A 22,511-nucleotide genomic window follows, 5' to 3' on the forward strand; every position below is an offset into this window, starting at 1 on the left:
ATTTCGGCTGAAAGCGCCTTCGGCATCATTGCGCTTCGTGAATCGACTCGATTCGCAGTGTCACGACCGGCTTCACACCTGCGGGTACGGCGCGAAGTGCCGTGCGTAGCCCGCCGCGCGAACAGCAAGCTGCGCAGCGCGTTGCTCCTCGGTGACGAAGTAGTACGGGTCAGCCGGGAGAAGGGCTGCGATCTCGCTCACCGGCACCACCTGCTGGCTGACGATCCTCGGCATGGTGGTGCTGTCTGGGTCGATGCGCTGGAAGCGAGCAGCGATGATGCCCTGGTTCAGTCCACCGGTGGAGATCCAGTTGTACACACCGGTGTCGGTCGGCGAGATCACGACGGTGTAGGTCCCATCCGGATTCCTTCGGGCCTGCTCGTTGTTGAGGCTCGTCTGCTGAGTCCAGAAGTCGGTCGTCGTCGTCCAGTCGCTGTACACCGGTACGGTGAAGTACTCGGCACTGCCGGGATCTATCGTCACGACCAGGGCTTGATCGTCGGCGAGCGAGAAGTTGCCGATACTCTGCCGCTGGTTCGCCAAGAATTCGGCGTTGCTACTCGGCTCCGGTATGACGTTGACCGGCTTCGGTGCGCCGGTCGCCGGATCGGTGGTGGCCAGAGCCATGTACTTTTCCTGCTCTTGGGCGCCCCGCACCACCATGATCAGCGCGGTGAAGACGCCGCGCACCAGAGGCGTTCCAGCAAGGAAGGACGGCGGCACCACCGACACCAACGACACCAGCAGAGGGTTGGAGTTGATCCTCGCTCCGACGAAGGCGAAACCCCCCAGTTGAGAGAACAGACTGTTCCGGGGTCCCGTGACCTTCTGGATCGACAGGCTCATGGGTTCCTCGACGTTCCAATCGCCGAGCGTGTTACGTGCAAGCAGGACAGTGGAAGTGGAGGTCAGCCGGATGTGATTGGTCTGTCCTGGCTCGGCCGGTTCGCCGCTGACCGTGATCACGAAGCTTCCGTCTGCTGCGATCTCCATGTCGTCGGCACTGAGGATCGAGGACGTCGTTCCCGAGGTTCCTTCGACGACGCTGAACGTGGTGTCGGCGGGCAGAGTGCCCGCAGGATCATGGGGATCGTAGTTGTGGAACCGCCCGGTGATGACGTAGGACGCGTTCTGGTTCACCCCGGCGAACCGATAGATGGTGTCGGGGTTGTCGTAGAGGTACCGGGAGTCACCCGAACTCGTGCCGAACCAGCTGTGCGGGGGATTGTCCGCCCAAATGAACGCGGGCGCCATCGGATTCAATAATTGCTGGCTGAACGACGAGAACCGGGCGAACTGATCGACCGCGTCGTCGAGTAACTCGAGATTCGCCGCGTCGGGACCGCCCACCGAAGCGAATTGGCGGTGAACGGCCGCCCTGAACTGAAGCCTCAGCACGACCTTCATCAATCGCACCGGCAGGGATCTGACGGTGCGTTCAGCGATTCTTTCGGCTCTGCGCTGCTCACGCGTCGCGAGGGGATTGGATGCGTCCGCCAGTGGTCTCCGCTGCGACGTCGCGGACGCTCGGGGGGTCGATCGGTCAGAGAGCGGTACTGCGTTCGTCGTGATCGTCCGCTCGGGATCACGCCGGTTGACGCCTGCGTTCAGCGTGACCAGCAGTGTGTCGGAGATGTCCGCCGGCGTGGCGTGTCTGGTAGCCGACCGCGTGATTGTCGATCGTGCTGCGACGCGTGGCGCGTTAGGAGCGATATCCGGCTTCACCGCCTGATGCGGGGCATCGGATCGTCCATGCGCCCGGGTGCGTCGGCCACCCGACTCCCGTGCGGACGTTCTCGAGTTCGGCCGGGGGAACGACATGCGCTGTGTGGGTCTCGCCTGAGACGACGTCGACGGTCCGGCAACCCGCATCGACCTCTCGTGAGGGGCTCCCACAGCAGACTTGCTCGAGGAGTCGCTGTCCGTGTCCGCGTGAGCAACTCCCGACACAGAGATGACCGTGCCGACACCGAGGAAGAGTGCCAGTACGCCGACGCGACCGACCCAGTTCGCATATCGCATTGCACTTTTCGGCTGCCTGCCCCTGGCGGTCTGCACCCGCCTGCCGGAGGATTCGTTCGCAGACGGTAAAGCGGTGCCAGCTGTTCCGTCGGATGCCGTCGCCGACTGGCCCATGATCACTCCCTTGTGACATTGCGCAACTACGGGCTGTGTCGCTCAGGGCAGAATGTAACAGCGGTCACACCACGCGTGGGGAGGCTTCTCGCGATAGCTCATCGCGCATATCCGGAGGTAGTCGATTCGCAGGACTGGGACAGCCGCTTTGGACTGCAGGGGTCCATGAAGTGGCTCCCGACCGCCGAGCGAGTCGCGCCACCACCGGCGGGGGAGTCAGGCGATGGCGGGCGAACTCGAGAAATGCTGTACGTCAGACGAATTCATTGAGTCTGCGCGGCCCGCCGCCAGATCTCGGCGCACGTTCGCCTGGCCCTCGACAGTTCTTTTTTCGAGCCTCGTGACGCTTGATAGAAATTCCGTTCGATCATCCAGCACAATGCGTTGGCGATCGCCGACGATTCGTCGATTCCCGACCCCGGTGGGACACCCATGTGCTCCAAGATGGTGCGGATGGCGTCGGTGAACAGCTCAGCGGTACTGGCCCACAGTGTGTCGAGCTCTTCGATGGTGGATGCGAGGTCGATTGCCGTGCGCATCACCACACCATGCTCGCGCCACAGTGCTTCCGTCCGCTCCATCGCGGTGTCGATGGCCGCACTCCCTGTGGCAGCGTCCGCCGCGGCGTCACGCGACTTTTCCTGAAGGACCTCGACGTACCGTGCGAAGAGGGCGGTGATGATCTCTTGTTTCGAGCCGAAGTAGAAGTACAGAGCACCGCGGGTGATACCCGCACCATCGGCGATGTCTGAAATCGTCATCGCCTCGTAGCCGATCGTTTCCAGAAGATCTTCAGTCGCGTCCAAAATGGCCTCGCGACGCAGGTCTCCCTTGCGCGGCATGGTCGATCGCCGCCGATTCACCTGGCGGCGATCCAGTGTTCGATCTTTTCCGGCATGGCTCTCAACCTCCATGAAGTCGACATCGTGCTGATTATTTTCGGCAGCGGACAGGGAAAGGTCAATCGACACCGTGGCGCGGCCTGCCGGCGAGCAGCGTCATCCCTTGTACGTCAACACTGTTTGCGGTGTGGGCTCGGATGCCAGACCAATACTCAAAACTTGACGTTGTGCTTATTTTATTCGACACTATGCTTAGTATTATACCGAGATCGCGGAGGCGGCATGCGCACGATTTTGATCACCGGAGTAAGCACAGGGCTCGGGCGAGCGTTCGCCGAGGCAGCCCTTGACGCCGGGCACCGTGTGGTGGGCACTGTGCGCAAGTCCTCGGATGCAGCGGCTTTCGAGGCGCGCTCGCCGGAACGTGCATACGCCCGCACACTCGATGTGACCGATGACGCAGCGGTCGCCCGGACCGTCGTCGACGTCGAGTCGACCGTCGGCCCTATCGACGTCGCCATCGCAAATGCCGGCTACGGCGTCGAGGGCATCTTCGAGGAAACATCCATCGCCGAGATGCGTGCGCAGTTCGCGACCAACGTCTTCGGTGTGGCCGCCACTCTGCAGTCCGTGCTTCCCTTCATGCGCCAGCGACGCGCCGGCCATCTGATGGCGGTCACGTCGATGGGCGGGCTCATGGCGGTCCCTGGCATGTCGGCCTACTGTGCCAGCAAGTTCGCCGTCGAAGGCATGCTGGAAAGCATCCGTCAGGAAGTCTCCGCGTTCGGTATCCGCGTCACCGCGATCGCCCCGGGTTCGTTCCGCACCGACTGGGCCGGTCGCTCGATGACCCGCGCCACGCACAGCATCGCCGACTACGACGAGCTGTTCGGCCCCATCCGTACCGCGCGGCTGAACGCGAGCGGGAACCAGCTCGGCAACCCCGCGAACGCAGCCGAAGCTGTCCTGTCGATCCTCGATGTCGATCAACCGCCGGCGCATCTGCTCCTGGGTTCGGACGCGCTGCGGCTGGTATCGGCCGCCCGCACGGCCGTCGACGACGACATCCGCCGATGGGAAACACTCTCGCGCAGTACCGATTTCGCCGACGGAGCGCAAATCGCCACGAACTGATCCTCGTGTCGGAAGCGTCCACGGGCGCCTCACCGCCGCGCCGGCATCGATGCGTCACACTCGGATGCCGAACAATTTCTCCGCGTTCCGGAATGCGATCTTCTCCTTCGTGTCTCGTGGCAAATTCACCGCGCGGAGCCAGTCGGTTCCGTCCTTCATGTTTGCGAACGGGTAGTCGGTTGCGAACATCACTCGATCCGCACCGATGCACTTCAGCTGGAGAAAAAGCAACTCATCCTGAAAGAACGCACTCGTGGTGAACCAGAAGTTGTCGTTGAAATATTGTCCTAGTGGCTTGTCGAGAGACCCTTCGGTCGATTCGCCCAGATCTTCGACAATGCGGTCGTAGAAGAACGGCAGACCCTCTCCCATGTGGCCGACAATCATCTGGAGGGTGGGGAACCTGTCGAACACCCCCGACATGATCAGTCGAAGCGATTGGGTGAGCACCTCTTGGTGCCACCCGTACCCTGAACCACTGAAGATGTAGTCCTGATACCGGTTGTTGTATCCGGGACGCTCGATACGTTAATAGATGTCGAACACTTCTTTCGGGGGGAAACCCGGGTGCAGGTATAGCGGAACACCAAGTGCCGCGGCACGTGCCAGAACGGGTTCGAAATCCTGGTGGTCGAGGAACTTCGGGCCGACGAATCCATTGGTCATGGCACCGACGAAGCCGTCTTCACGGACAGCGCGCTCCAATTCGTCCGCTGATGCCGTGGGGTCCCGCAATGGCAGGGTGGCGAAGGCTTGGTACCGCCCCGGGTAGGTGGTCATCGGACCATCGGCGACCATCTTGTTGAGCCGGAAGGCCAAATCGATACCCTCACGACCAGCGAGATCCTGGGCGCCTGGCGTATGCGCGGACAGAATCCCGATGGTGATGCCGGCCTCGTTCATCGCGCCGATGCGGCCTGGCCCGATTTCGGCGAGACCGATTCCCCGCAGGTACTCCACGTGATCGTCGTTGATCGCGTTCAGGGCTATCAGTTCGCCGGTGGAGTAGGTCTCTTCCGCGGCAATGATGGGCAGGTCTTGATCCCGCGACGAGATATCCCCGTCGTCTGTCGCCGGGTCACCGCGTCCCGCGGCACAAGCGGACAGCCCCGCACCGGCACTTAGTGCTGCGACGCCGCCCAGAATGCTGCGACGCCGCACCAGAGGCGTCCCTCGGGATTCTTCGCTCATCGTCATGCCATTTCGCTCCGATGTTGCAATGCCTTGTCGAGGTCTCGCCACCCCTGCCATGAACACAGCATGCTGCTCGGACATTCGGGTGTCACGGGGGATAACCTCCCGGGTTGGTGGGGGTCTCCTGCACCACGGACATTGATTCTCACGTCGCGGGCCTTGACGCGACGGAAGTCGAAGCGGGCTAGCGCGAGCACAATATCGAGTCGCCGCAGGTGGAACGAGGAATGAGCTGGCTACCGCTGTTGTTTGCAACAGAATTGGGCGGCTTGAGGAGGATGGTCGATGACCAGGTTGCAGCTGACGGGTGCCGTTGCGGTGGTATCAGGTGCTTCGAGCGGTATCGGTTGGGCGACCGCTAGGGCGCTGGCCGCGGAGGGCGCGAAAGTATCGGTGCTCGCCAGGCGAATCGACCGGTTGGACGACCTCGTGAATGTCATCGCCTCCGACGGAGGACAAGCGGTGCCCTACGAGGTCGACGTCGCGGATGCAGCGGGCGTCGAACACGTCGTCAGGGCTATCGGCGACGAGCAGGGACGCATCGATGTGTTGGTGAACAATGCCGGTTTCCTGGCCAACGGACCCGCCATGGGTGCCGAGCTCTCCGACTGGCATCGCATGATCGACATCAACGTCGGGGGAGTGCTCAATGTCACCCACGCTGCGCTGCCGTATATGGTGAACGCCGCGAAGGGATCTCGGGGTGTCGCCGACATCGTGAGTATCAGTTCGGTTGCAGGACGGCGAGTTCCAGCTCCCAGCAGTAACGTCTATGCTGCGACCAAGCATGCCGTCGGAGCGTTCAGCGAGGCACTGCGGCAGGAACTGGCGAGCAAACAGGTTCGCGTGGGCCTCGTCGAACCCGGCGTGGTACGCACCGAGATGACCACCGGTGGCGCCAAGAACGCGCCCGACGCGACAACTGGCGTGCCACTGAACCCGACGGACGTGGCCGGCGCCATCACCTACATGGTCACTCAACCGCCTCATGCCGCGGTGAACGAGATTCTCCTGCGACCCACCGAGCAGATCGTATAGCGACGGCCAGGTGTGGCCCCTCAGTATGACTCCACCCATCGGCGATATTCGATGCGCCGGGGTGGGCGGGAGCCGCACCGCCGGACCCGCACGGGCCCGGCGGTCGACGACCTCAGACCTCGACCGCGGAGGTGCGCGCTTCGACGATGACCATGTCGTAGTTGCTGGCCTGCCAGCCCGAGAGGAACACACCGATCGGCAGCTTCTTGCCTCGGCCGATCAGCTGTCCGTCGTCGTCGGTCATCGAGCTGTCGTTGACGTAGACGACGCCGTTGGCGAGATCGACCTCGGTGACCACCGCGGCGTGATCGAGGGTGAAGTAGCCGTCCTGACCCTCTGGCCCACTGCCGGCGACGGCCGTCCAGACGATGTTCGTCGAGTAGACCACCACGGCTGACTTGCCTTGTGCGAGAGCGGCTTCGAGGTCACGCAGCTGCCGTTGCGCATCGAGTGTCGTCGGCAACACGGTGTCACCGTTCTCGTCGACCGTCGCGCCCGTGGAGTAGGTCGCCGTGACGGCGAAGTACTGCTCCATCAGGGTGGGCAGGTCCTGGGTAGCGGCTCCCTCGTCGATGTTCTCGTCGAGGAAGATCATGCTTCCCGGCCTGACCACACTGCCGGTGGTTTTGGCCAGGTACACCATCTCGGCCTCGGTCGGCGGGGTCGTCTTGGTCGCAATGCCGATCGCGGACGCACTGGCCTGGAGAGCGCAGTTGGAGAAGCTCTGGCTGACCCAGTACTTGTTGCCCTCGGCGACGTCGCCGTAGACGCCGTCACCGAGGACCCTGATCGTGACCAGCTGTTCGACCGTGTCCGCCTGTGCGAAGCCCTTCTCGACGGCCCGGTCATGGCGCTGCTTCTGCAGCACGCCGGCCAGTCCGGGGCGAACCGCCTGAACCCCGTTGTCGAGCGTGATCACGAAACTGTCCTGCATCCCCGGCCGAACCAGCGCCGGATCGACGATGTAGGTGTACGTCCCGGGTTCGTCGCCGGCGACGAGCGTGCCGTAGCGGGGCCCGCTCGTCACGGTGTAGGTGACGTCGTATCCGTTGTTGCTCTGGCCGTTCATGTCGATGACGATCTGCTTGTTGTCGCCCGTCTGCGGTCCTGTCTCCGGCGATGCCGACGGTGCCCGGTTGAAGTAGACGTACGCCCACCGACGGGCGAGTTCGGCGAAGGGTGACTTGGCCGGCGGCGCAGTCGATTGCGCCGCAACGGAACTGGCACCTGCGGCGCCCTGGGCGCCCGCGCTGCCGTCCGAGCCGCTGGCACCCTGAACGGTCGGGTCGTCGCGCTTTGTTCCACCGACGCCGCCGGAGCCGAGCTGGCCGCCCGCACCACCCGCACCGCCGGGCGTTCCTCCCGTTCCGCCGGTTCCGCCGTCGCCACCGTCACCGCCGTCGCCGGGGGAGACGGCCCCGGTTCCTCCGGCTCCGCCGTCGCCTGCCTCGCCACCTGTCCCACCTTCGCCCGGATCGAGCGTCGCCGTTCCGAGGCCGCCGGTCCCGCCGGTGCCGCCGTCGCCGCCGCGCCCGCCACGACCCCCGGTGTCAGCCCCGTAGGCTCCTTCGCCGCCAAGCCCACCGGCGCCGCCGTTGCCACCGCTGGAGCCTGCTCCGCCCGCAGCCCCGGCGCCACCATTCCCGCCGGCGCCGCCGGAACCGCCGTTCTCACCGGCGGCCGTCGTCCAGCCGCCCCTGCCGCCCTGGCCGCCGGCGCCGCCCTGGCCGCCGGAGCCGCTGGCGCCGGCCTGTCCGTCCGTGCGGATGACGAAGAACATTCCGCCCGTCCCGGCCGCGCCGCCGAGGGAACCTCCTGCGCCGCCGGAACCGCCGTTGCCGCCTCGGCCGCCGTCAGTGCCCGGGCCAGTGCTGGTGTCGGGGCCCCTGCGGCCCTGGCCGCCCTGGCCGCCGGTGCCGCCGGTGCCGCCGGCCCCGCCGTTGCCGCCGAGGCCCATGAGCATGCTGCCGTTGCCGCCGTTACCGCCGGCGCCGCCCTGGCCACCTGCCTGGCCGTTTCCGCCGTCGAGCTGGGAGGCCGAGCCATTGGTGCCGACGATGCCTGTCTGGCCGATACCGCCATCGCCGCCGTCGCCGCCGCGTCCGAGGAAGGACATCTTGCCTGCGTTGCCGCCGTTGCCGCCGTCGCCGCCACCTTCGCCTCCGGCGCCGCCGTCGCCGCCGTTGCCGCTCATCCTGCCGCCGCGGCCGCCGTGGCCGCCGTCGCCGCCGTGATCGGATCCGAAACCTTCATCGGGGCTGTCGCCGCCGCGGCCGCCGGCGCCGCCCATGGCGAACAGGGCGAGCAGTCCGGCGTCTCCGCCGTCGCCGCCCCGGCCGCCGTAGGTGGCCTTGCCGCCGGTGCCACCCGCGCCGGCGTAGCCGCTCATCGAGAAGGTGCCGGTGTCGCCGCCTCGGCCACCGGCACCTGCGTTCTGGCCGTTGAGGATTGCGTTGCCGCCGACACCGCCGGCTCCGCCGTCGCCACGGATGAGGCCGCCTGTTCCTCCTGCGCCGCCCGCGCCGCCGGTCGAGGCCCCGGTCGACGTGCCGCCCGCACCGCCGTTTCCACCATCACCGTTCGCGCCGGCGGAGCCGCCGCGCCCCCCGCGCGATCCGTCGACCGTCGTGGCGCCGTCTCCGCCCTCGCCGCCATTGCCGCGGATCCGGCCGCCGGCGCCGCCGTCACCGCCGTCGCCGCCGTTGACCCCTACGACTCCGTTTCCGCCTGCTCCGCCGTCGCCGTAGGCACCGGCGGACCCGCCCTTGCCGCCGTTGTAGCCGGCGCCGCCGTCGCCGAAGAAGCCGCCTCGGCCACCGTCGCACGCAGAGACACCGGTGCAGGTCTCGGACGTCCACGAGTAGCCGTCGCCGACGATGAGGCCGCCGTTGGGACGCTCGGCCGTGCCGTCGCCGAAGAGGACGACCTTGGGCTGACGCGGTGTCGCTGCGGTCGCCGTGGATCGCCAGAAAGGAGCGGGGTCTGCCGCGCTGTCATCCGCGGACGAGTTCAGGGTGTTGCGTCGTTCCGCGCGGCGCTCAGCTGCGTCGGAGATGCGTCCTGCACGTTCCTGTTTCGCGGCAGTACGTCGGTCGGCCGCGGGGGTCGATGCGCGATCACGGGTCGTTGCCGAAGGACCTGATGTCTGAGAAGAAGCGTGACTGTCCGAAGATGCCGAGGTGCCCTCGTCGGCATGGGCAGCCGCCTGGGGCACGGTCAGGAACAGGGCAGTACCCATGCCCGCAGAGGCGACGCCGGCGAGTAACCACCTCCGAACGGCGAAGCTCTCTGACCGTCGGTGCGCCCCTTTGGTCCGCCTCGGAAGAGAAGAAAAATCGCCGTGGTCGGCCGCACTCGGCGCAGCATCAACAGACATAGAGACCCCCGAAATCATCAGTGACGTGGACGCCTTTGCGCGTGACCGGTACCGGTCGACGACGATCGCGCGTCCCGAACGCGGTCGACTTTACGGTGGTGAAAATTACTTGTCAGCAAATTGACGAAGAAACGGTAGGGGACATTTCAATCCGCAACGTAGGTACTGTGTCGTGTATTTGACGCGGGGTTCTGATCCGCTGCGCCCTGCGGCAAAGCCGTTTCCCACCGATCGGGATCCGGCTTCACGGTACTGCGAGAACGACGGTAGGCCGATACAGTTTCGATGCCAGCGAGGAACGGGTCCGGCCGCGCCCTCGGGTGCGGTCGGGTCCAAGGTGGTGTTTCGTTCGGCGCGGCCGTCCGCCGCATCAGAGAGGTCGTCGTTCGGAGGTGGGTTCTCACGTAGTCGGATCAGTGGCGGCCTCTGCACGGGCCGGCTCGGGAAAAACTGTCGGATTCCTCAGCTTTGACGAGATGCGCCGCGTTGGCGCGGCACTGCGGATCGTGCTCGACCTCTGAGTGTCGCGGGGGTGGTCGTCGTCGCGAAACGACAATTGTTGTCGCCGAACGACTTCAATTCTCACATCCGGCTCGACTGACGGCTGATCGAGGGTGAGCAGTGCGGTGGTGACAGCACCGCGCGGGCTCATGTCCAGAAGACGTATTCCACGCGCGGTAACAACCGGCACATCCGCTCCTCGCTGCGCTGACCACGTCCAAGGGCACCGATACGTAGTCATCTGACGGATGCCTGGTCGGCTGACGATGGCCCAGAGTCATTGTATGGAGCTGAACTGAATCAGTTCCTTCCCATCGTGAATCCCTACGCGGTGCACCCTTTCGAGGAGACAAGATGACTGACCTGGTTGATGTGATGTTCGATGCGCACGGCGGCCTCGACCGGTTCCGTCAGTTCGCGTTCCTGAACGCCCGACTGAGCCAGGGCGGTGTGCTGTGGGGGCTCAAGGGCCAGCCGACGGTATTGCAGGAGGCGACCGTCCGCGTCGACCTCAACCGAGAGTGGGTGTCACACTGGCCTTTCGCCCCCACCGGTCACCGCTCTCAGTTCACCCCGAAGCGCGTCACCATCGAAACGCCCGCGGGTGAGGTGGTCGAGCAGCTCGACGAACCCCGTGACTCGTTCGCCGGATACGTCATGGAGACGCCCTGGAGTACCGCGCAGGTCGCCTATTTCGCCGGATACACCATGTGGACTTACCTGACATCTCCGTTCATCCTGGCGCAACCAGGGGTCATCGCCGAGGAGGTCGACCCGTGGACCGAGAACGGAGAGACCTGGCGACGGCTGCGCGTAACCTTCCCCCAAGACATCGCCACCCACAGCACGATCCAGACCTTCTACGTCGACGAAACAGGACTGCTGCGTCGCCACGATTACGATGTGGACATTCAAGGCAGCAACCCCGCGGCTCGCTATCTGCTCGAACCTGTAACCGTGCAGGGAATCGTGTTGCCCTCGAAGTTGCGCATTTTTCCGCGAAACGACGACAACACTGCGGCCGCTGAACCCCTGATCGTCTCGGTGGACCTTTCCGACTTCGCCTTCGAGTGACCGTGGGAATCTGAGGGCGCTGAGAGGGCGGCCGGATCCCCCAGACCGAAACAACAGTCAATGTGCATATGGCCCGGGGGACCTGCACGCAACAGAATTCGAGATGGCACGGCCATCTCGCAACTGATCGACGATCGATGAAAGGTGCACAGAACATGCAGGATTCGTTGTCTTCAAAGGCTGAGACCCGGTATCTGGACGGGCCGAATGCGCGGTTCGCCTACCGCCGCTTCGGTTCGGGTACCGGGGTCCCGTTGGTGCTCGCGTTGCGCTTTCGCGGCACGATGGATCACTGGGATCCAGCGTTTCTCGACGCACTGGGAGCCGAACGCGACGTGATCGTCTTCGACAACATCGGGCATGGTAGGACCAGTGGCATCGCGCCGACCACGATGGCCGCGCTGGCCAGCGGACTCACCGAGTTCGTCGACGCCCTGGGGCTGGCCGAAGTCGACCTGCTCGGTTGGTCGTTGGGTGGGATCGTGGTGCAGGCAGCCACGTTGCAACGCCCTGACCTCGTGCGCCGGTTGGTTGTGGCGGGCAGCTCTCCCGGTGGTGGCGTGCCCGGAATGCCTCAACCCGATCCGAAGATCTGGCAGGTCGCAACAAAGCCCACCAACGACGACGATGACTTTCTCTATCTGTTTTTTCCAGAGGAGGACCCCGGTCGCAAGCTGGGGCTGGAGTCGCTGAGGAGGTTGGACGACCGCGTTCTGTCACCGGAGCATGTTCCGGTGTCGATCGAGACGATGCAGGCGCAGTTGGCGATCATTGCCTCGACCGGCTCGAGTATCTGGGATCGCCTGGGAGAGGTCACCATTCCGACCTTGGTCGCCAACGGTGCCCACGACCGGATGATCGATGCCTATGCCACCTTCGCGATGGTGGGCCGGCTACCCGATGCCAAGGCCATTCTGTACAGCGATGCCGGGCACGGTTTCCTCTTCCAACATGTCACGGATTTCGGCCGTGAAGTTGTCGAGTTCCTCGCGTGACCCCGCCGGCGCTCGAAGCCGATCTGCTCGTCATCGGATTCGGCAAGGGCGGCAAGACGTTGGCGGCAGAGCTGGGCCGACAAGGCCGGCGTGTCGTGCTGGTGGAGGAATCGGCGCAGATGTATGGCGGCACCTGCATCAACACAGGCTGTGTGCCGACGAAGTCGATGGTCTACCGCGCTGAGCACCCGCTGCGCGGTTCGTCAGGAGCGTCGGCTTACGCGGATGCGGTCGCCGCCACAGAGCGATTGACCACGGGCTTACGGGCCGCGAATCTGGCGGCTCTGGAATCGGTCCCGTTAGTGCGGGTGCTCACCGGACGGGCGAGCTTCATCGACGCGAACTCGGTCGCGGTAGAGACCGAGGACGGTCTTGTCACCGTGGTGGCGCGTGACATCGTCATCGGTACCGGCTCGACACCGGTAATCCCCGATCTGCCCGGCGTGCGACAGAGTCCGGTCGTGGTCACCAGTGCAGAGTTGCTACGGCGTGCGTCCCGACCGGACCGGCTTGTGATTCTCGGCGGCGGCTACATCGGCTTGGAGTTCGCGTCGATGTACGCCGGCTACGGCACCTCGGTGACCGTTCTGGAGCAACGCCCCGCCGTGCTGGCGCATGAGGATCGGGATATTGCCGAGGCTGCTCTTTCCGTTCTGTCCGATAGGGGGGTCACCATCCTCCCAGGAGCGGATGTCACTGACGTGCAATCTGTTCCGAGAGCCGGCGCGCCGCCGTTGGCGCGCGTGGGGTATAGCGTCGGTGGACGTGCCGCCACCGTTGAGGCCGACCTCGTGCTGATCGCGCTCGGGCGGACACCCAACACCTCGCATCTCCGACTCGATCGGGCCGAGGTGGAGACCACCGACACCGGTGCCGTCGTCGTCGACGATTTCCGCCGCACCAGCCAACCCCACATCTTCGCGGTCGGGGATGTCAACGGCGGACCGCAGTTCACCTACATCTCTCTCGACGACTACCGCATCGTGATCGATCAACTCCGCGGTGCCGCACAACCCCGGTCTGCAGCCCAGCGCCGGGCGGTTCCGAACTGTCTTTTCCTGACCCCTCCGTTGGCCCGAGTCGGTCTCACCGAAGCCCAGGCGCGCACTGCGGGCTACGACGTCACAGTGGCGGCCAGCCCGGTGGTGAACCTGGCGACGCTGGCAAGAGCGCGCATTGTCGATGACACGGCCGGGATGATGAAAGTGGTGGTCGATGCGGAAACCGACAGAATTCTCGGGGCCGCCCTGCTGTGCCACGACGCACAGGAGGTGATCAACATCGTCGCCCTGGCGATGCGCCACGGCATCACCGCTTCGGAACTACGCGACGAGATCTACACCCATCCCTCCATGTCGGAGTGCTTCAACCAACTGTTGGGCCTGTTGCAGTGAACTTCGACCCCACGAATTCCGCGGTCGTACCGCGCAGCCCCAACCCCGACGGTCGTCATCGTGTCGGCTGTGAACGGCGCGGCGTGGATCAGGGAGCGTGTGCGAAGTCGAGCACCACGCGAAAGCGCGCGCGTCCGGACAACATTCGGTCGTAGGCGCGCGGTGCGTCGTCAAAGGGGAGTGGTTCGATCATCGGGGCGATCTGGTGTGCGAGGCTGAATGCGAGATTGTCCTCGTTGTCGACGGCTGATCCGGTGAGGCTTCCGATGATGCTGCGACCACCGAAGATCAGATCGGGTGTGTGAACCGGTACCGGTTCTGGTGACGCTCCGACGACGATCATCTTTCCCCGCGGCTGCAGTCCTGTTACCAGCCCGGCCATCGATGCACCACTGGCGGCCGTGGCGATGATCGCTGTGGCACCACCGAGCGCAGTCAGCGCTGCAGCGGGTTCGTCTGCGCTGGTGTCGATGTAATGATCGGCGCCCAAGGTCGAGGCCAGTCCGGCCTTTTCGGTGCCGCGGGCCAGTGCGGCGACGCGGTAACCCATCTTCTTCGCGTACTGCACGCCCAGATGACCCAATCCGCCGATGCCCTGCACCGCCACCAGTGAGTTCACCGGCGCCTGGGCCACCCGTAGCGCGTTGAAGACGGTCACCCCGGCGCACAACAGAGGTGCGGCCGTCAGAGCGTCGAAGGCCTCCGGAACCCGGACCAGACCAGAAACCCTGGCGTAGACCACCTCCGCGTATCCGCCGTCGACGGTCGTCCCGGGCTGAGGTTGGTCGATGCAGTTGACGAAGTCGCCACGACGGCAGAAGTCGCACTGGCCGCAGTGGCCGCCGAGGAATCCCACTCCGACCCGGTCACCGACTTGCCACCGAGATTCGACGCCGGCACCGACGGCATCAATCGTCCCGATCACCTCGTGGCCGGGAACGATCGGCTTCGCCGGTTCTGGGCGCTGTCCTTCCACGGCCAGAACATCGCTGTGGCACACCCCGCACGCTGCCGTCCGGACCCGCACGTATCCGGCTGCGGGGTGGCGCAATTCGCAATCAACGAGGGAGAAGTTGCGCTGTCCAGTGACCTGATACGCCCGATAAGAGTCCATGGCTCCATGCCATCAGCTTCAGCGGCGACGCGGCATAAGTACGATGACCACGGTTCGGCTACTCATCGACGAGCGTAGCGATGGCGTCTCGCAACTGTGCGCGGCGGGTGACGCCGAGCTTGGGGAAGATCTTGTAGAGGTGCGCCGCGACGGTCCGATGTGAAATGTAGATCTGGTCGGCAATCTGGCGGTTGGTCAGGCCGCTGGCGGCGAGTTGTGCGATCTGTAGTTCCTGCGGCGAGAGTTTGGCCGCAAGGATGTCGGTCGCCGATGCTGCGCCCGGCACTTGCACCCCGGCCGCGCGCAGTTCGCCGCGTGTGCGCTGAGCCCACGGCTGAGCGTGGCGATGCTCGAAAATGCTTAGTGCTGCGGTCAATTGTGTACGCGCCTCGATGATGCGTCGCTGCCGGCGGAGCCATTCGCCGTAGGTCAATCGGGTGCGGGCGTACTCCAACGGCGCCTGAGCCGCGGCTTTTCCGACGTTCAAGGCAGCGTGGAAGTGGTGTTCCGCGCGCTGGTCCGTACCGGCGAGCAGGGCCCGACTGCGGTGTACCAGCATGACGACGTGGGGGGAACCGAGTGTGCTCGCCTCGGTGTCGATCTCGTCCACCAGGTGATGGATCACGCGGGTGTGGCCGCTGGCGACGGCGGCTTCGGTTAGGTCGGCGATCGCCCAGCGACGGGAGCTGCGGTCACGCTTCATCTCGGAGAGTTCGGTGAAGGCGCGTTCGTTGTCGTGTGTGGTCAAAGCAAGCAGGCCACTGGCCCAGGCCAGGTCGTCGCGCCACAGGAGGGGAGTATCGCTGGGCAGATGTCGTTGAGCTGTCGCCAGTGAGTGTTGTGCCGATATCGTATCGCCTTGGCACGCCTGGATCCGAGCCAGCAGGGCGGCTGCGGCGCCCATGCTGATCGTGAGATCCGCATCGGTGGCGATTCGGAATGCGTTGTGTGCGCTCACGGCGGCCTCGGTCAACTGGCCGGCGATGATTTGTGATCGTGCGGCGCCGCGCAGCGCCTCGCACTCGATCCCCGGCGCACCTGTCCTTCGCGCCACCTCGATGGAGCCCTCCCAGCATGACTGAGCGGCCGACAGGTCAGAGGCCGCCTCGGCTGCCAACCCCATCGACATCAGTGCCGTCAGGTCACCACTCAGAGCGTCCTGTAGCGATGCGGCGCGGCAACGGAATTGGCGGGCGTACTGAGTGTCCTCAATGGTGGTCAACGCGACTTCGACCGAGGGGTGATCCAGGTGCTCCAGTTCGTGCAGGCGCTCGGCCACCAATTCACGGTCACATTCGTCGAGTCCGTGCATCCGGCACTGCGCCGCGGCGGCAGCGAGCAGGCGGATACGCGCGTCCGACTCACCGTGGTCGCCTAACCGATCTGCCAGCACCACCAGATCCGCTATCGGCGGCGCGGTGACCCCGGTGGTGATGGCGAGGGTGAAGCGCGCAAACGCAAGATCGAATCGGTGCCGTAGGTCGGTGGCCAGCGGCTCGGCCTCGTCGAGGATGTCCATCGCCTCAGCGGTCAGTCCCGCTCGATAGGCGGGTTCGATAGCGGTGACGAGGCGGCGGGTGCGCTCATTCGCCGACGGCGACAGCGCGGCCGCGCGTCGCCATGCGCGTGCTGCTTCGGCATTGGCGCCACGAAGTTGCGCCGCCTGGGCCGCGGTTTCGAGGGCGGCGGCGACGGCTTCGTCGGGTCCGTAGGCCGCCGCCGAGCGGTGCCAGGCTGCTCTCATGGCATCGGTAGTCGCTTCGGCCAATGCGTGGTGAAAAGCGCGACGTTGCGTCAGGGGCGTCACCCGGTATGACACGGACCGGATGAGGGGATGGCGCACCTGGAGCGATCCGGCGACGACCGAGATCAGCCCGCTCCGCTCGAGTGGGTCCAGATCGCCATCTGATAGGCCGACGCGCCGTGCTGCGTCGGCGATTTCGGCCATTCTGGTGTCACCGCCGGCGGCGATCAGACCCAGCATCCGGCGACTGGGTTCAGGAACGGTCTCCAATTGCTCCAGGAAGGCGCGCTCGATGCGTCGCGTCGTCGGCAGGGGAGTCTCCGACGGGGGAGCCTTCTCATCGGCGCCGGTTAACAGTGCCTTCGTGAGTTCGACTATGGCCAGCGGATTTCCCGCGGCTTCGGTCAGTACGCGCAGTTGAGTCGCTTCGCTGAGCCCCTGCCCGTCGACACCCGAAAGCGCTTCCTTCATCAGGACGCGCGACGGCGCGATATCCAGGGCGTCCAGCTGGAGGTGCGGCAGCGACGCGAGTTGTGATGACTCTCCGTCGATTCGGGACCTCGCGGCACACAGCATCATCACCGGCGAGTGCGCGAGGCGGCGTCCGACGAAGGTGACGACGTGCTGGGAGGAGTCATCGAGCCACTGCGCATCGTCGATCACGAGGAGCATGGGCCGGGTGGCCGCGGCCTCCTCGATCAGCCCGAGCGTCGCCACGCCGATCAGCAGCGGGTTCGGCATGCCCGCCTCGGCGAGGCCGAATGCTGCCAGAAGCGTCGTCCGCTGGTGCTCCGGCAACGCGTCGGCGCAACCGAGGATCGGGTGCACCAACTCGTGCAGACCCGCGTAGCCCACCGTGGCCTGCGACTGCACCCCGGCACACGACAAGACGGTGAACCCCCGGGATTGCGTCCATGCTGTTGCCGCCGCCAGGAGGGTGGTCTTTCCGATCCCGGGCTCACCTTCGACAACCAGTGCACATCCGCGATCGGTCACCCTGGCCGCGGCCGCAGTGATCGCCTCGAGCTCGTTGTCGCGGCCGATCACATGCCCGAGAGTATCACCCTGGATTGGCCAATCCAACTCAGGTAGCATGCGGTGGTGCCTACTGATGCGTGGTCCGACGATCCCTGTCCCATTGCTCGCGCTATGGCGATCCTTGGGCAACGGTGGTCGGTCCTGATCATCCGCGATGCATTCCTGGGGACGACCCGATTCTCAGAGTTCAAGCAGCAGTTGGGGATTGCTTCGGATGTACTCAGCGCTCGACTGGCCGAGCTCGTGTCGGCCGGCGTACTGCAAACCGTCGAGTACCAGGAGCCGGGTGACCGCACCCGGAGCCGTTACGAGTTGACGCAATCCGGTCGCGACTTGGTCGTGGTTCTCGGAGCAATCGGCCAGTGGGGCTACAGGCACGCAGACCGAAGCAAGGGCACGCCGTATCGATTCGTCGACAGCAACAACGAACCAGTCATCGCCGGCTTCCGGCGCCGTGACGGTACCGCCGCTGCCAGCGTGGATGTCCGCCTGATCCGTACAGCAGCTCCGAGTTGACGATGACAACACCCGCACGCGCTCGTCGCGCATTCGTCAACGCTGGATAAGCGAAGGCTTCAGGGCACGGCGTCACCGCGTTCCGTCGACCAGGCGACCGGCGGCGAACAACGCCCCCTGACTGGCTAGTTCGCCGATGTAATTAGCGGAGTTGTGGCCCGCGAAGTTGAGCCCGTCTGAACAGACGGGATCATCCGCGGCACATAGTTCGCGGGTCTTGTCCTCGTATAGCGGGCCGATCGTCACCAGCGGCTGACCGAGAAAGTTCATCGCACGAGCATTTGGCAGACCAAACAGCACGACGGCTACGACGTGCTCGGCGACGTCCGGGGACAGCGGTTGGGGTACCGTCGTGGGATCGACACCGCCCGGCACGGCGGACGACGTCACGAAGCCGGCCACCGCGGCTCCTTGCGAGTAACCTCCGAGCACCGTCTTGGTTCGGGGGCAGGACGTGGCGATCGAGACCACGCGAGCGGCGGCATCCCTTACGCCGTCAGCGCCCGTAGCCCATTGGTCGGATGCCGGGTAGTCAACCGGATAGACCTCGAGTGAGCGCTCGCCCAACTGCGGGCGCAACGCATCGACGAATGCCTGGCCCGTTTGCCCGGTACCACGGGGTTCGTGCGTCCCGCGAGCGAAGATCACCTCGACATCGGGACACGACGCGGCCGACGCGGAGGGTGCGATGACGGCTGACTGTACGGCCGAAACAAGCACAGCCATCGAAAGACTCGACAATATCGTGATGTTTCTCATGATCTTCGTCCTTCGTACTCTGATTGAACGGGAGACGGTTGGTCGCCCGCCGGCGGCCACGCGACCTGACAGCCACGCGGCGGTGCCGTTTCGAGGAGACATGGCGTGTTCTCGGAGAAGCAGCGGTGCGTGACTTGTGCGGCCGACGTGGCCACCGTCAGTGGTGGACTCATCATTCGATCCGAGAAAACGACGCGCTGAAAAGCTCTTTCGAGTGGGAATCCCGCGTCGAGATCGCCGCGTTCAGCGGTTGGTCGCCGCTTGGAGAGCGCATTGAGAGTGGTCCGGCGGGTGGGCTTGCCCGTGAAGCGAATTGCTACGCGTCCTGGTGATGCGCGTCGGCCAACATCCGAACGAAGGTCTCGGCGTAGAGCGCGACGTCGAGTGGGTATCTACCGGTGAGGAACCGCCCGTCCTCGACGACGAACGGCGTTTCGACGGTGTCGCCGCGGAGCAGCGCACCCGTCGTTCCGACAGCGGCGCGCACCTCGGTTTCGGTGTACTTCCAGTAGGTCCGGTATCGGCGACCAACGCGCAAGACGGTGGTGCGGAACGCCCACTTCTCCAGCGGCTTCGTCAGCGTGGTCACCCGGTGACCGTCGAGGACGCTCTTTCCCGTGGCAGGGTCGATGGCCCTGGCGGGCACCAGCACCCCATGGCACACCGCACCGACCAATTTGTCGGCCCGCACGAAGTCGACGACCTTCTTCTGCAACACCGTGCTGTCGAGGTACTGCCGCATGCCTTTGGCGTGCCCACCCGAAAGGTGTATCGCATCGAAATGGTCGGCCTGGGTCGCTTGATAAGTGATCGGCGACAAGAACGCTGCCGTCTGGATCATCTCGTCGTAGGCCACTACAGCTTCCTCGCGCGCCGGCAGTGGATGAAACCAGCCACTCGACAGCAGACGCTGATCGCAGGCAGCCACGCGCCCATGCTCGGTGGCAAACGTCACCTCACAGCCGCTTTGTACGAATGCCTTCCACGACACGGCGGCCTCGGTGGTGTCGAAGTCGTTGTCCGGCAATGGCATCACGATGCGACGCCTACCATCAACCATGAATGCCTCCATATTCTTCCGAGTTTCACACTGCGGTGCTTCGTACGGGTGCGGCGCCTCTTCAATCCAGGCAGCGATATCTAGGCCAGATGGGCCGCCAGACCGGAGACCCCAGGAGCGACATCGGCAGCCAGCGTGTGCTTATCGGGGTAGTCGCCACCGTTTTGGCGGCGGAAGGGGATGGGTGTGTCGGTGAACAACCGCTCGAGCCGCTGCTCGAGCGCGTCCCGGGCGCGCTGAACCCCGTCATCGTCAAGAAACATCGCGCCATGCACAGCAAAGATCGGCAACACGTCCATCCCTGGGTAGAACAGTGCCCCACGGGTGAAGGGAAATAGCAGTTCTTCCAACGGGCCATTGATTCCACGGGGCCTATAATCGGCGGCGGGCCCGCCTGCGGTCACTGAAACCAAAGCTCGCTTTCCGGCGAGAATGCCCTCGCCGAAGCGATAGGCGTTGGTTCCGTCCTTGTAGCCGTATGCGAAGTGGTACGCGTACACCCTGTCGACCCAGCCCTTGAGGATCGCCGGAAGTCCGTACCACCAAATGGGGAATTGGAAGATGATGGCGTCAGCCCACAGCAGCTTTTCCTGTTCGGCTGCGACGTCATGCGTCTGGGAACCTGCGAGGTAGGCTTCTCCAGACGCCGAAACGAGATTGAACGGCGCTGAGCTGTCTCGCGAAGGGAAGTCGTCGGCGTCGGCGACGGCTTTCCAGTTCATCGCATAGAGGTCTGATACCTGGACGTCGTGCCCGCCGCGCTGCAGCACACTCAGAGCGTGGTCCCGCAGCGTTGCGTTCAGCGACGTCGGACTCGGGTGGGCGTAGACGATAAGAACTCGCACTGATACTCCTTGTGAAGCGCTCGGCATTCTCCTGCCGATCTCCGGCTCCGTCGACGCTATAGCGCAGAGCAGATCTCCGCGATGCCTGAAGTACTCATTTATTTGTCTGATCAGATCGAGATATCTGTTGTGGTGAAGCTTTCGGTAATAGCCTTCTGCGATGGACACTTTGACCGACGTCCTCAAGCGGGCGTCCGTTCGTGGTTCGGTGGCTGCCAGCGTGGTCGCCGGGGGGCGCTGGGGGATGCTCATGGATGCAGATGCCATGCCCGGCGCAGCATTCCACGCAGTCACGGCAGGTACCGCATGTTTGTTGATGAACGGTCGTAGCCCACTATCTCTTGTGTCCGGCGATCTGGTGCTGCTGCCGAGCGGCCCCACCCATGTGCTGGCCAGCGACCCCAGCGCTCCGGTGCGACCTTTCGACCACGACGGCGCGGCGGCAGCCGTCAGGGCTGGCGAGAACCTACCGGTGGGCACTCAGCCGGCGGCTACCCGCATCTTGTGCGCGGCTTTCCAACACGATCCGGCGACTGCGTTCAATGCCTTCGGCCTATTGCCGGATGTCGTACACGTTCCAGCGCTGACAGCGCCGCCGCCTCTGCGAAGTGCGCTACAGCTGCTAGGTGACGAGTTGGGTCACCCCGGGCTAGGTGCCAGCGCGGTCCTCGACCACATCGTGCACATCATGCTCATACAGCTGTTGCGGGTTTGGCTCGAATCAAGCCGCGCAGCCGAACATCCGCCGTCTTGGCTACGTGGACTGACTGACCCCGTCACCGCCGCAGCGCTCACGGCGATTCACCGTGATCCGGCGCACCCGTGGACGCTCGGAACTCTCGCCACAAGCGCCGGAGTTTCCCGTGCGACGCTGGTGCGCCGCTTCAGCACAGAGGTGGGGTGCCCGCCGGCCGAGTACCTGACGAAGTGGCGAATGGAACTGGCCGCGAACGAACTCCGATTCACCACGCTCCCGGTCGCACATATAGCCCGTAACGTCGGATACACCTCGGAATATGCGTTCAATCGGACGTTCGCTCGGTGGCAGGGCGTTCCACCGGGCAGATACCGAACCGCCTTTCTCGCAGCGGAATCCGAGGGGTCGACACCGGCCGAAACCTGACCCCGTGCCAGGGGACATGAACTCAGCTCGTTGCAAGTGATCGTGCGCCGCTTGCCGCGCACGATCCGGTAATGCCGCAGATCCGCATCAGACGGGCCACCTGATCACGCCCGACGTCGTGACTGGCGCATTTCATCGCATGCCACACCTTGCGGACTCGATAGAGCCGCCTGCTGGAGAGCGAGCGAATCTCGTGCACGTTCCGTAAGCCGTTGGCGTCGAGGCTCTCTCGTCATCGTGCTCCGAAAGGCACGCGAGCGTATTTCGGGGGGTGCAATACGGCGTAGCCTACTTGACATAATGTGGCTTATCGGTAGAGCTTATCGGTAGAAGCATCACCTGCGAAGAACCGACCGAGGGCGCTGACATGTCCCGTTGTTGTCCTGTCCGATCCGGAATCAGTTGGGAGTAATGCGGGAAAGCCTGGTAGCTGTCCGATTTCTCGCGCTCTGTTCCAGAACTATCTGACAATGACACCCACCCAGGTCCGTGCCAATGCACATGCGGATGTTCGGCCGCGTAACCGATGGCGCTGAGTCTGAATCCATGACTATCTGACAGCGCCGGACATGACGATCGACAGTACAGACCTTGCCTGACAGCGGCGGGCGCTCCGCGCGTCGAGGTA

General features: G+C 64.7%; 15 protein-coding genes and 2 pseudogenes. 7 read left to right on the forward strand and 10 right to left on the reverse strand.

The genetic code is table 11. The annotated features are described in order from the left end of the window. Positions 1 to 72: 72 nt before the first annotated feature. Together ACXYX3_RS14160 and ACXYX3_RS14165 are read right to left on the reverse strand one after the other, a co-directional pair. Entirely contained in the window at positions 73 to 1,407 is a 1,335-nt protein-coding gene (locus ACXYX3_RS14160; RefSeq protein ID WP_458607947.1) for a DUF1214 domain-containing protein, read from the reverse strand. A 992-nt stretch (positions 1,408 to 2,399) separates the two neighbouring features. After that, positions 2,400 to 3,050: a TetR/AcrR family transcriptional regulator gene (locus ACXYX3_RS14165; RefSeq protein ID WP_458607948.1), complete on the reverse strand. Its 651-nt coding sequence runs from the start codon at positions 3,048 to 3,050 to the stop codon at positions 2,400 to 2,402. Between ACXYX3_RS14165 and ACXYX3_RS14170 the strand changes: the two genes are divergently transcribed. Next, positions 3,033 to 4,112 (forward strand): oxidoreductase, encoded by a 1,080-nt coding sequence (locus ACXYX3_RS14170; RefSeq protein WP_458607949.1) that lies wholly within the window; start codon positions 3,033 to 3,035, stop codon positions 4,110 to 4,112. The two genes, ACXYX3_RS14165 and ACXYX3_RS14170, sit on opposite strands and share 18 nt — an antisense overlap. A gap of 54 nt (positions 4,113 to 4,166) precedes the next feature. Here ACXYX3_RS14170 and ACXYX3_RS14175 read toward each other — a convergent pair. Then, positions 4,167 to 5,387 (reverse strand): annotated as a pseudogene (locus tag ACXYX3_RS14175) (amidohydrolase family protein). Positions 5,388 to 5,591: 204 nt separating this feature from the next. Between ACXYX3_RS14175 and ACXYX3_RS14180 the strand changes: the two are divergent. Continuing rightward, positions 5,592 to 6,344 (forward strand): SDR family oxidoreductase, encoded by a 753-nt coding sequence (locus tag ACXYX3_RS14180; protein ID WP_458607950.1) that lies wholly within the window; start codon positions 5,592 to 5,594, stop codon positions 6,342 to 6,344. 112 nt (positions 6,345 to 6,456) lie between these two features. Here the strand turns inward: ACXYX3_RS14180 and ACXYX3_RS14185 are convergent, their stop codons facing one another. After that, complete coding sequence (locus tag ACXYX3_RS14185; protein ID WP_458607951.1) at positions 6,457 to 9,582, reverse strand: hypothetical protein; 3,126 nt, start codon at positions 9,580 to 9,582, stop codon at positions 6,457 to 6,459. A gap of 993 nt (positions 9,583 to 10,575) precedes the next feature. On the opposite strand from ACXYX3_RS14185, the gene ACXYX3_RS14190 reads away from it, so the two are divergent. The 3 genes from ACXYX3_RS14190 (at position 10,576) to ACXYX3_RS14200 (ending at position 13,684) form a co-directional block, all read left to right on the forward strand. Further along, entirely contained in the window at positions 10,576 to 11,295 is a 720-nt protein-coding gene (locus ACXYX3_RS14190; protein WP_458607952.1) for a hypothetical protein, read from the forward strand. 155 nt (positions 11,296 to 11,450) lie between these two features. Continuing rightward, positions 11,451 to 12,290, forward strand: a complete 840-nt coding sequence (locus ACXYX3_RS14195) for an alpha/beta fold hydrolase (protein WP_458607953.1) — start codon at positions 11,451 to 11,453, stop codon at positions 12,288 to 12,290. Beyond that, positions 12,287 to 13,684 (forward strand): FAD-dependent oxidoreductase, encoded by a 1,398-nt coding sequence (locus ACXYX3_RS14200; protein ID WP_458607954.1) that lies wholly within the window; start codon positions 12,287 to 12,289, stop codon positions 13,682 to 13,684. Before ACXYX3_RS14195 ends, ACXYX3_RS14200 begins: the two co-directional genes overlap by 4 nt. 88 nt (positions 13,685 to 13,772) lie before the next feature. Here ACXYX3_RS14200 and ACXYX3_RS14205 read toward each other — a convergent pair whose 3' ends face one another. After that, positions 13,773 to 14,798 carry an alcohol dehydrogenase catalytic domain-containing protein gene (locus ACXYX3_RS14205; protein ID WP_458607955.1) on the reverse strand — a complete coding sequence of 342 codons (1,026 nt, stop codon included), beginning with the start codon at positions 14,796 to 14,798 and terminating at the stop codon, positions 13,773 to 13,775. Between the two features lie 58 nt (positions 14,799 to 14,856). Beyond that, complete coding sequence (locus ACXYX3_RS14210; RefSeq protein ID WP_458607956.1) at positions 14,857 to 17,589, reverse strand: AAA family ATPase; 2,733 nt, start codon at positions 17,587 to 17,589, stop codon at positions 14,857 to 14,859. 54 nt (positions 17,590 to 17,643) lie between these two features. Between ACXYX3_RS14210 and ACXYX3_RS14215 the strand changes: the two genes are divergently transcribed. Next, complete coding sequence (locus ACXYX3_RS14215; RefSeq protein ID WP_458607957.1) at positions 17,644 to 18,096, forward strand: winged helix-turn-helix transcriptional regulator; 453 nt, start codon at positions 17,644 to 17,646, stop codon at positions 18,094 to 18,096. A gap of 72 nt (positions 18,097 to 18,168) precedes the next feature. Here the strand turns inward: ACXYX3_RS14215 and ACXYX3_RS14220 are convergent, their stop codons facing one another. The 3 genes from ACXYX3_RS14220 to ACXYX3_RS14230 all read right to left on the reverse strand — a co-directional run bounded on the left by ACXYX3_RS14220 (position 18,169) and on the right by ACXYX3_RS14230 (position 20,787). Next, positions 18,169 to 18,822 (reverse strand): cutinase family protein, encoded by a 654-nt coding sequence (locus tag ACXYX3_RS14220; protein WP_458612089.1) that lies wholly within the window; start codon positions 18,820 to 18,822, stop codon positions 18,169 to 18,171. A gap of 349 nt (positions 18,823 to 19,171) precedes the next feature. After that, positions 19,172 to 19,915, reverse strand: coding sequence for a type 1 glutamine amidotransferase domain-containing protein (locus tag ACXYX3_RS14225; RefSeq protein WP_458607958.1), 744 nt, complete (start codon positions 19,913 to 19,915; stop codon positions 19,172 to 19,174). An 80-nt stretch (positions 19,916 to 19,995) separates the two neighbouring features. Next, positions 19,996 to 20,787, reverse strand: a complete 792-nt coding sequence (locus tag ACXYX3_RS14230) for an NAD(P)H-dependent oxidoreductase (RefSeq protein WP_458612090.1) — start codon at positions 20,785 to 20,787, stop codon at positions 19,996 to 19,998. Between the two features lie 133 nt (positions 20,788 to 20,920). Between ACXYX3_RS14230 and ACXYX3_RS14235 the strand changes: the two genes are divergently transcribed. After that, positions 20,921 to 21,883, forward strand: coding sequence for an AraC family transcriptional regulator (locus ACXYX3_RS14235; protein ID WP_458607959.1), 963 nt, complete (start codon positions 20,921 to 20,923; stop codon positions 21,881 to 21,883). A 64-nt stretch (positions 21,884 to 21,947) separates the two neighbouring features. On the opposite strand, the pseudogene ACXYX3_RS14240 reads toward ACXYX3_RS14235, so the two are convergent. Next, positions 21,948 to 22,052, reverse strand: a pseudogene (locus ACXYX3_RS14240) (hypothetical protein); the annotation flags it as partial. Between the last annotated feature and the right edge of the window lie 459 nt (positions 22,053 to 22,511).

It is taken from the genome of Mycobacterium sp. Panama NTM2 (assembly GCF_054355555.1).

Excerpts from the sequence above, each read along its gene's own strand:
- ACXYX3_RS14180 (WP_458607950.1), top strand. The coding sequence starts at position 5,592 with ATGACCAGGTTGCAGCTGACGGGTGCCGTTGCGGTGGTATCAGGTGCT.
- ACXYX3_RS14165 (WP_458607948.1), bottom strand. The coding sequence starts at position 3,050 with ATGGAGGTTGAGAGCCATGCCGGAAAAGATCGAACACTGGATCGCCGC.
- ACXYX3_RS14220 (WP_458612089.1), bottom strand. The coding sequence starts at position 18,822 with ATGGCTGTGCTTGTTTCGGCCGTACAGTCAGCCGTCATCGCACCCTCC.
- ACXYX3_RS14195 (WP_458607953.1), top strand. The coding sequence starts at position 11,451 with ATGCAGGATTCGTTGTCTTCAAAGGCTGAGACCCGGTATCTGGACGGG.
- ACXYX3_RS14205 (WP_458607955.1), bottom strand. The coding sequence starts at position 14,798 with ATGGACTCTTATCGGGCGTATCAGGTCACTGGACAGCGCAACTTCTCC.
- ACXYX3_RS14235 (WP_458607959.1), top strand. The coding sequence starts at position 20,921 with ATGGACACTTTGACCGACGTCCTCAAGCGGGCGTCCGTTCGTGGTTCG.
- ACXYX3_RS14160 (WP_458607947.1), bottom strand. The coding sequence starts at position 1,407 with ATGAAGGTCGTGCTGAGGCTTCAGTTCAGGGCGGCCGTTCACCGCCAA.
- ACXYX3_RS14170 (WP_458607949.1), top strand. The coding sequence starts at position 3,033 with ATGGCTCTCAACCTCCATGAAGTCGACATCGTGCTGATTATTTTCGGC.
- ACXYX3_RS14185 (WP_458607951.1), bottom strand. The coding sequence starts at position 9,582 with ATGGGTACTGCCCTGTTCCTGACCGTGCCCCAGGCGGCTGCCCATGCC.
- ACXYX3_RS14230 (WP_458612090.1), bottom strand. The coding sequence starts at position 20,787 with ATGCCGAGCGCTTCACAAGGAGTATCAGTGCGAGTTCTTATCGTCTAC.
- ACXYX3_RS14225 (WP_458607958.1), bottom strand. The coding sequence starts at position 19,915 with ATGGTTGATGGTAGGCGTCGCATCGTGATGCCATTGCCGGACAACGAC.
- ACXYX3_RS14190 (WP_458607952.1), top strand. The coding sequence starts at position 10,576 with ATGACTGACCTGGTTGATGTGATGTTCGATGCGCACGGCGGCCTCGAC.